This window comes from Acidovorax sp. HMWF018, from assembly GCF_003061035.1.
GTDB lineage: Bacteria > Pseudomonadota > Gammaproteobacteria > Burkholderiales > Burkholderiaceae_C > Acidovorax > Acidovorax delafieldii.
The window spans coordinates 1-8180 of the sequence record NZ_QAIM01000318.1 but is presented as its reverse complement, the minus strand read 5'-3'; the positions used below and the strand labels follow the sequence as shown (position 1 = coordinate 8180).

The window sequence follows — 8180 nt, the reverse complement described above, 5'->3', positions numbered from 1 at the left end:
GCCCAGGCCTGTGCTTTCGGCGATCTCGGCCTCCACCACGGGGCTGCCGGGCTGCAGCTGCAGCGTGGAGATCATGGTCTCGATGGCGTCGTAGGCCACGTCCGCCGCGCGCCGCTTGGGCGCGGGGTCTTGCTGGGGGGAGGGGCGGCGGAGTGTCATCGGAAGTGAAGGACGTTGCGGGAGGCCGCATCTTATGGGATGCGGCCCCGGTGACCCTTGCGGACTGTCAGAGGCTTGCGCCCGCCTTGCGCAGCTCGGCAATCTGCGGCGCCTTGGGCAGCCACAGCTTGTCGAACTCCTGGATGATGCCGTCGGGGTTGAAGGACGATGCCGTCTTGAAGGCGATGGACGTGCCCTTGAACTTCTCGATCAGCCCGGCCTCGGTGGTCACGATGTCGTTGATCTGCGCATCCAGCGACTGGGCCACCAGCTTGCGGATGATGTCCTTGTCCTTGGCGTCCAGCCCTTGCCAGATGCGGCCGGAGACCAGCGGCGCGAACGGCATGAACAGGGCGTTCATCTGCAGCAGGGTCTTGGCTACCTTGTCGAAGCGCTGGTTCCACGAGAACTCGATGTCCGCCTCCAGCCCGTCGACTTGGCCGTTGCTCATGGCATCAAACACCTGCGGCGTGGGGATGGGTGTGGGCGCGGCGCCGAGCATTTGGTAGAAGTCGCGGTACACCGGCGTGGGGTTGATGCGCAGCTTCATGCCCTTGATGTCGGTGGGCACGGCGATGTCCTTGGTGGAGAACACGGCGCGCATGCCGGTGATGCCCCAGCCCAGGCCGATGGTGCCGGTCTCGCGCGGCAGCACTTCGAGCAGTTTGGTGGCAGATGGGTGTTTGACGAGTTTGGCCACGGCAGGCGTGGAGCGCACCAGGTACGGAGCATTGATCGCCGCGATGCTGGACACGCGCGAGCCCAGCTCGGCCGCCTGGATCCAGCCCATGTCGAGCGCGCCGGACTGCAGCTGCTGCATCATCGCGGCCTCGTTGCCCAGCTGGCCCGAGTGGAAGACCGTGACGCTCAGTCGGCCATCAGTTTCCTTCTTGAGTGCCTCGCCAAACTGCAGCGCGGCGCGGTTCCAGGAGTGGCCCGCAGGCGTGATCAGCCCCAGGCGAAACTCCTTGGCATCGGCTGCACGTACCAGCGCTGGAAAGCCCAGCCCCGTGACGGTGGCAGCGGCCACGGCGTGGCGCTGGATGAAATGGCGGCGGGTGACAGTGTGGGCGGGCGTGGTCGTCATGGTGAACTCCGTGTGAAAGAACCTTGGGAGGGGGACGGGGGATCTGTTGCTCGACGGCCTACTTGAGCAGGCCGAGCGACAGGCTGGGGAACAGCGACAGCATCACCAGCGCCACGCAGCTGATGATGAAAAACGGCAAGGTGACGATGAACATCTTTCCGGGCTTGGCCCCGGTGACGGCCGACGCGACAAAAAAGCTCAGGCCCACGGGTGGCGTCATCAGCCCCAGCACCAGATTGACGACGATCACCACCCCAAAATGGCGCGGGTCGATGTGATAGACCTCGGTGGCAATCGGCAGCAGGATGGGCGCGGTCATAATGAGGCCGGGGATGCCGTCGATCACGGTGCCGATGACCAGCAGGATGGCGTTGGTGAGCAGCAAAAAGGTGATCGGGTCGTGCGCCACCGTCTGCACCCAGGCGGCCACCATCTGCGGCACCTTGCCGTAGATCAGCAGCCACGAGAACACGGCTGCCGCCGCCACCAGAAACAGCACGATGGCCGAGTAGATGGCCGAGCGCAGCAGGATGGCGGGCATCGCACTGAAGCGGAACTCCTTGGTCACATAGCGGCCCACCAGGGCCGAGACCAGCGCGCCCACGGCGGCCGATTCGGTGGGGTTGGCCAGGCCGCTCAGGATGGAGCCCACGATGATGATGGGGATCAGCAGCGTGGGGCTGGCCTGCACCACGGTGCGCGCACGCTGGGCCAGGGTGCGCTTTTCGCTGCGCGGGTAGTCGTAGATGAAGCCCATGAGGGCGATCACGATGAAGAACAGCAGCGTGAGCAGAACGCCGGGCAAGATGCCCGCAATCAGCATGTCGCCCACGGCCACCTGCGCCAGCACGCTGTAGACCACAAACATCACCGAGGGCGGAATGATGGGCCCCAGCATGCCGCCATACACCGTGAGTCCGGCCGCAAAGGTCTTGTCATAGCCCTGCTTTTCCATCTCTGGGACCATGACCTGCGACATGATGGCCACCTGTGCGGTGGCCGAGCCAATGATCGACGACACCAGCATGTTGGCCAATATGTTCACGTAGGCCAGCCCCCCTTTGACCGAGCCGATGATGGCCATCGACAAGTCCACCAGCCGCCGCGTGATACCGCCGCTGTTCATGATCTCGCCAATCAGGATGAACAGCGGGATGGCGATGAGGCCATAGCTGTCCACCCCGCCGAACATCTGCATGGGGAACGACTGGAACAGCACCGGGCTGCCGATGCTGAGGATGTACACCGCGCCTGACAGGCACAGGCACACGCCGATGGGCACACCCACCATCAAGGCGGCGAGGAAGAACAGGGTGGTGATCATGGTCGGGCTCTGGTGGGTTTTGCGGGCGCAGGGGCGTTCAGTTCACGGCGTCGGCGTTGACTACGTCGAAGCCCGCGTGCTGCACACGCTCTGCGGCGCCCATGTCTTCGAGCAGGTTGGCCAGTGCATGCACGCTGAAGGTGGCCGAGAAGATCGGCAGGATGAGTTGCAGCACCCAGGTGGGCCAGTTCAGCGTCTGGGTGCGCTCGGTGTAGATGAAGTTGAAGCTCTCGGCCGCAAACTCCTTGGCGTCAAAGCCGTAGCGCGCAATCCCGATGGGGTCCATCCACACCCAGCACATCACCAGCATGGCCAGGCCAAACAGCAGCACGCCGGACGTGGCCAACACCTTGAATGCCTTGGCGCCCCGCGCGCCGAGGTGGTCGGTGAGCATGGTCACGGCAAAGTCCATGCGCAGCCGCGTCATGACCGAGGCGCCCACAAAGGTCAGCCAGACCACCGTGTAGACCGCCGCCTCGTCCACCCAGTAGATGGGCATGCCGGTGTAGCGCGTGACGACGTTGAGCAGGATCAGCAGCACCAGCAACGTCATGAGGGCGGTGAGCAGATGCCGCTCCATGCGCAGAACCTGCGTGGACAACGCCAGCACCCAGCGGACGGGAGCGCGCGGCGCCGGAGAGTGCGGGGCGGGTGGACTGGTGGGTGTGGGCATGATGGGGTTCCTGAGGAGGAGGGCGCGGCGATGAAAGAAAAAGCTTTCTGCTTTTTAATATCTAACAAATATATTTAAAAGCAAGATGGATGCCTGCTGGGTGCGGGTAAGCCCTGAAAGGAAGGACGGGGGAAAACGGCTGCGCGCGCGTCAGCCCGAAGGAGCTGCGGGCTCGCGCTGAGCACTGGTGGTGGCCGCGGGCGTGCGGGCGGCCAGCGTGCCAATGCGTGTGGGCGCCAGCAGATGCCGTGGGGGCGAAGGCGTCCAGCCAAACAGGTGCTGTGCGGCAGCGCCGCAAATGCGGCCCTGGCACGCGCCCATGCCGCAGCGGGTGTGGAGCTTGGCATCGATCCAGCCGTTGCGATCGGCCAGTGCAGCGTAGGGCACGTCTTCGCAGCGGCACACCAGGGTGCCGGGCTGCGCCAGGGTTTTGAGTGCTCCGTTCAGTGGAAAAGAAGCCTGCAACGCCTGCGCAAAGCGCTCCCAGCGTGCCAGCTGCGGACGCAGCGCCTGGGCCTGTTGCACCTGTCCCGCTGCCACATGTCCTGCCATGGCGCCCTGAACCAGTGCACGTTCGCTGCCGCCAAAGCCGGTGGCTTCACCTGCGGCGAATACACCGGGCACGCTGGTGCGCATCTGTGCATCGACAGCCAGGCCCTGGCCACCGCTCAACGGCCCGCCCAGCGCGCAGCCCAGCATCTGCCCCAGGTGGGTGTTGGGCACCAGCCCGAACCCGCAGGCCACGCGGTCGCAGGCCATGGTTTCTTCGGCGTGTTGGCCTTTGCGCAGCCTCACTGTTTGCACCTGCGTGGTGCCTTGGACTTCCAGCACATGGCTGCTGGCGCGCAACTGCGGGTGAAGCAGCGTGAGGGCTTGCAACGCCTTGGCAGGCCAGCGCGGCAGTTGCGCTGCAAAGCCAGCGAGCGCGCTCCACGGCGCCTGCTCCGCCACGCGCACCACGGTGGCACCCGCTTTGTTGGCTGTGGCGGCAGCGGCCAGCAGCAGAGGGCCTGTGCCTGCAATGACGATGCGCTGGCCGCGCACGTCAAGCCCTGCCTTGATGAGGGCCTGCAACGCGCCTGCACCCGTCACACCGGGCAACGTCCAGCCCGGGAAGGGCAGCAACAGCTCGCGGGCTCCGGTGCACAGCACGATGCGGTGGCTGTGCTGGGTCCAGCCCCGGTCAGCGTCTTCCAGCAGCAGGGCCGGGGCCTTGTCGCCGGGTTGGGAATCACCCAGGCCCACCACGCGGGTGCCAGGCAGCAGGCGGATGTTGGTGTGCCGGGCCAGCGCCGCGCGGTGCTGTTGCGCCAGGGCGGGCAAGACCACCTGGGGGCCATCGCGCCAGATTTGCCCGCCGGGCTGCGCGTTGTCATCCACGATGGTGATCGCGGCCCCGCTGGGTGCGGCAGTGAGGGCAGCGGCCAAACCTGCAGGGCCTGCGCCGATGATGAGGATGTCGCAGCGCTCGTGCGCCGAGTGTTGCTCGGTCATGGATGGGGTCACGGGCTGGTTCATGGCGTGGCGCTCCCGGGTGCTGTGCCGACATCGGTGTGAATCGACATGCCCTCGGTGCATACCGTCTGGCACGCCAGGCGTGTGCGGCCGTGGATGCGGACCCTGCATTCGTGGCACACCCCCATGCCACACAGCGGTGCCCGCGCCGCGCCGGTGACCGAGGTGCGTGTAGTGCCTGGCGTTTGCTGCGCCAGCGCGGCGGCGACGCTGGTCCCTGCGGGCACCTGAAGGGGAGTGCCATTCATCACGATGTGCACCAGGGCGGGTGTTCTGGATGAGGTCATGGTGTGCTCAGACCTGCAAAGCGGCCAGGTGCAAAGGGCGTGGGGTCGATCGCCGGGGCGCCCCCTGCGATCTGGGCCGCCAGCAACTGCGCGGTGGCCGGGGCGGTGGTCACCCCCAGCCCTTCATGTCCCACGGCCAGCCAGAGGTGCGGGTGTTCGGGGTGTGCGCCAATCAGCGGCAGGCTGTCTGGCGTGGCGGCGCGAAAGCCGGTCCAGGTGCGGATGGCGTTGAGGTCGGCCAGGCCTGGCAGGTAGTCGAGTGCCCGTTGCAGCATGCGCGCCATCACGGCGTTGTTGACGGCGGGGTCGGTGGTGTCGAACTCGCGCGACGAGCCGATCAGCAACTGCCCTGTGGGCCGGGGCTGCACGTTGAAGGCCACGGAGGTACCGTCGCTGTGGTGCGCGCTGGTGATGTAGCCCAGCTCCACCAACTGGTGGTGCACGGTGCCTGGGTAGCGGTCGGTGATGACGAGGTGGCCCTTTTTGGGGCGCAGCGGCAGGCCGGGGCACAGCTGCGGGGCTTGGATGCCGCTGGCCAGCACGATGGCGCCGGCGCTGCGCTGGCTTCCGTCCCGCAGGGTGACGGTGTGGCCGTCGATCTGCATCGCTTCAGCCTGCTCCAACACAAGGTGTCCGTGGGCTGCGGCCTGGTCCAGCAGCCACTGGGCTGCGCGCGGGGCGTAGACCACGCTGTCCCCCTGCACCTTGAGCGCACCCGCCAGACCGGGGCGCAGTGCGGGTTCTGCGCGGGACAGGGCGGCCGCGTCGAGCATGTCGCAGGCGATTCCATGTGCTTGCAGGGTGCTGCGTTTGTCATGGGCCGCCTGCAGCTCTGCATCGTTGGCGGCCAGCCAGAGCGTGCCGCAGGGCGTGAACGCACAGCCCGCATCCATGAGGGGTGCCCAGGTGTGCCAGAGGTCCAGCGATGTCTGGCTCAGCGCCAGTTCTGCCGGGTTGTCATCCATCACCACCAGATGGCCCATGCCCGCCGCCGTGGCACCGCCGAGGCGCGCATCGATGACGCGTACCGACAGCCCTGCCAACACCAGCGCATGGGCGCAGGCGGCACCCACGATGCCAGCGCCAATCACAAAGACATCGGTGTGTTGCATGGGGCGCGGGTGCAGCAGCAGGGTCGGGTTAAAGCCGGATGCCCCAGCCAAAGGGGTCCTTGTCTTCAATCAGCAAAGTAGCGTCGGCGCTCATGTGCGCGCGGCCCCGCAAGGTGGGGATGACCTTGCCATCGTCCTGCAGCGTGTAGCTGGCCTCGAACTGGCTGCCGATGATGCTGGCTTGGCGCCAGAGTGCGCCCGGTGCCAGCTTGCCGTCAGCCGCCAGGCAGGCCACCTTGGCGCTGGTACCCGTGCCGCAGGGCGAGCGGTCATAGGCCTTGCCGGGACACAGCACATAGTTACGGCTGTCGGCCTGGTCGTCGTCGGCAAACAGCTCGATGTGGTCAATCTCGCCGCCGTTGTCGCCCCGAATGCCCTGGTCTTTGAGGGCTTGCTGCACGGCGCAGCTGTAGGCCATCAACGCCTCTAGGTTGTCGCTGGCTACGCGCTGGCCGTGGTCGGAGATCAGGAAGAACCAGTTGCCGCCCCAGGCCACATCGCCCACCACGCGGCCATGGCCGGGCACGTCCACCGCCAGCTGATGATGCAGCCGGTAGGCCGGCACGTTGCGCACGCTGACCGAGCCATCGGTGTGCAGGGTGGTGGTGACGGTGCCCACCGGGGTTTCGATGCGGTGCTCGCCAGGGGTGATGCGGCCTAGGTAGGCGAGCGATGCGATCAGCCCGATGGTGCCGTGGCCACACATGCCCAGGTAGCCGCTGTTGTTGAAGAAGATCACGCCCGCTGCGTTGGCGGGATCTTGCGGCGCGCAGAGCAGCGCCCCCACCACCACGTCGCTGCCACGCGGCTCCAGCACGGTGGCTGCCCGCCAGGCATCGTGGCGCTCGGCCAGCAGCGCACGCCGTTCGGCCATGGTGCCGGTGCCCAGGTCCGGGAAACCGTCGATGACAAGCCGGGTCGGCTCGCCGCCCGTGTGGGAGTCGATCACGTGGATGCGTTGCATGGTGCTGTGGTGGTGGAGTAGGGCGCTCAGTGTCTCAGGCGACAGACTGGTATTTTGTAGGGCGCGTGGCCAGGGCCTTGCGCACCACACTCTCGACAAATGCGCGTTCGTCGCCCACCAGGGGCAGGCGGGGGCGGCGCATGTGTTCGGTGCCCACACCCACCAGCGCATCGATGAGCTTGAGGTTCTGCACGAGCTTGTTGGACACATCCAGGTGCAGCATGGGCGTCATCCACTGGTAGAGCGGCAGCGCCTCGGCAAATTTGCCCGCTTTCATCAGGTCGTACAGCGCCACGGTTTCGCGCGGGAAGGCGCAGCCCACGCCGGCCAGCAGGCCGTCGCATCCCAGGGCCAGGCCTTCGTAAGCTAGGTCGTCCACGCCCAGGAAGAGCTGGTAGCGGTCGCCCACAGTGTTGCGCAGGTCGGTGATGCGGCGGATGTCGCCGGTGCTTTCCTTGATGGCGGCGATCCACTCGCAGTCGGCCAGCTCCACCATGTGCTCGGGTTTCAGGTCCACGCGGTAGGCCACAGGGTTGTTGTAGACCATCAGGGGGCGCTGGGCGGCACCCGCCATGGCGCGCACATTGGCCATGGCCTCGCGGGCGTCGGCCACGTAGATCACCGAGGGCATGACCATGTAGCCGGCGACACCGAGCATGTTGCCGCCGTCGATGTAGCGCAGTGCCTCGCGGGTGCTGGTTTCGGACACGTTGGCGAGCACTGGTACGCGGCCGTCAGCGGCTTCGAGGGCGATCTTGGCAACCTGGAGCTTTTCCTCCAGTGTGAGGGTGCTGGCTTCGCCGAGAGAACCGCAGGTGACCAGCCCGTGGATGCCGTTGCGGATCTGGAAGTCGATGTGGCGGGCTGTGCCCTCGGCGTCGATGGACTCGTCGGCGTGGAACTTGGTGGTGATGGCAGGGAAGATGCCTTGCCAGCGGGGTTGTGGGTTCACGAGGGGCTCCTTGGATCGGTGGGTGGGTTGCAGTTATTAATATATTAACAAGATATTTAAAGTGCGCAAGCGAATTTTTCAGCATTCGTTGGCGCATGGATCGGAGG

Annotated in this window: 8 protein-coding genes and 1 pseudogene; all 9 read right to left on the bottom strand. The window is 66.3% G+C overall.

Translation table 11 applies throughout. The annotated features are described in order from the left end of the window. A pseudogene (locus DBR23_RS12140) lies at window positions 1-159 on the bottom strand (GntR family transcriptional regulator); the annotation flags it as partial. Window positions 160-226: 67 nt separating this feature from the next. Continuing rightward, a complete protein-coding gene (locus DBR23_RS12135) occupies window positions 227-1246 on the bottom strand; it encodes a TRAP transporter substrate-binding protein (RefSeq protein WP_108498414.1) in 1020 nt (339 codons plus the stop codon). A gap of 58 nt (window positions 1247-1304) precedes the next feature. Continuing rightward, a complete protein-coding gene (locus DBR23_RS12130) occupies window positions 1305-2570 on the bottom strand; it encodes a TRAP transporter large permease (RefSeq protein ID WP_108498413.1) in 1266 nt (421 codons plus the stop codon). A gap of 37 nt (window positions 2571-2607) precedes the next feature. After that, window positions 2608-3243, bottom strand: coding sequence for a TRAP transporter small permease (locus tag DBR23_RS12125; protein ID WP_108498412.1), 636 nt, complete (start codon window positions 3241-3243; stop codon window positions 2608-2610). Window positions 3244-3393: 150 nt separating this feature from the next. Next, the gene (locus tag DBR23_RS12120; protein WP_233250415.1) at window positions 3394-4761 is read right to left on the bottom strand and encodes an FAD/NAD(P)-binding oxidoreductase; all 1368 of its coding nucleotides are present in this window, start codon (window positions 4759-4761) and stop codon (window positions 3394-3396) included. Beyond that, the gene (locus DBR23_RS12115; RefSeq protein WP_199227689.1) at window positions 4758-5018 is read right to left on the bottom strand and encodes a 2Fe-2S iron-sulfur cluster-binding protein; all 261 of its coding nucleotides are present in this window, start codon (window positions 5016-5018) and stop codon (window positions 4758-4760) included. Before DBR23_RS12115 ends, DBR23_RS12120 begins: the two co-directional genes overlap by 4 nt. Window positions 5019-5041: 23 nt before the next feature. Beyond that, window positions 5042-6157 carry an FAD-binding oxidoreductase gene (locus tag DBR23_RS12110; RefSeq protein WP_108498411.1) on the bottom strand — a complete coding sequence of 372 codons (1116 nt, stop codon included), beginning with the start codon at window positions 6155-6157 and terminating at the stop codon, window positions 5042-5044. A 28-nt stretch (window positions 6158-6185) separates the two neighbouring features. Next, window positions 6186-7121, bottom strand: coding sequence for a 4-hydroxyproline epimerase (locus DBR23_RS12105; RefSeq protein WP_108498410.1), 936 nt, complete (start codon window positions 7119-7121; stop codon window positions 6186-6188). A gap of 34 nt (window positions 7122-7155) precedes the next feature. After that, complete coding sequence (locus DBR23_RS12100; RefSeq protein WP_108498409.1) at window positions 7156-8073, bottom strand: dihydrodipicolinate synthase family protein; 918 nt, start codon at window positions 8071-8073, stop codon at window positions 7156-7158. Window positions 8074-8180 lie beyond the last annotated feature (107 nt).

Coding starts and splice junctions, on each gene's coding strand:
- DBR23_RS12130 (WP_108498413.1), bottom strand. CDS start 2,570: ATGATCACCACCCTGTTCTTCCTCGCCGCCTTGATGGTGGGTGTGCCC.
- DBR23_RS12135 (WP_108498414.1), bottom strand. CDS start 1,246: ATGACGACCACGCCCGCCCACACTGTCACCCGCCGCCATTTCATCCAG.
- DBR23_RS12105 (WP_108498410.1), bottom strand. CDS start 7,121: ATGCAACGCATCCACGTGATCGACTCCCACACGGGCGGCGAGCCGACC.
- DBR23_RS12110 (WP_108498411.1), bottom strand. CDS start 6,157: ATGCAACACACCGATGTCTTTGTGATTGGCGCTGGCATCGTGGGTGCC.
- DBR23_RS12120 (WP_233250415.1), bottom strand. CDS start 4,761: ATGAACCAGCCCGTGACCCCATCCATGACCGAGCAACACTCGGCGCAC.
- DBR23_RS12125 (WP_108498412.1), bottom strand. CDS start 3,243: ATGCCCACACCCACCAGTCCACCCGCCCCGCACTCTCCGGCGCCGCGC.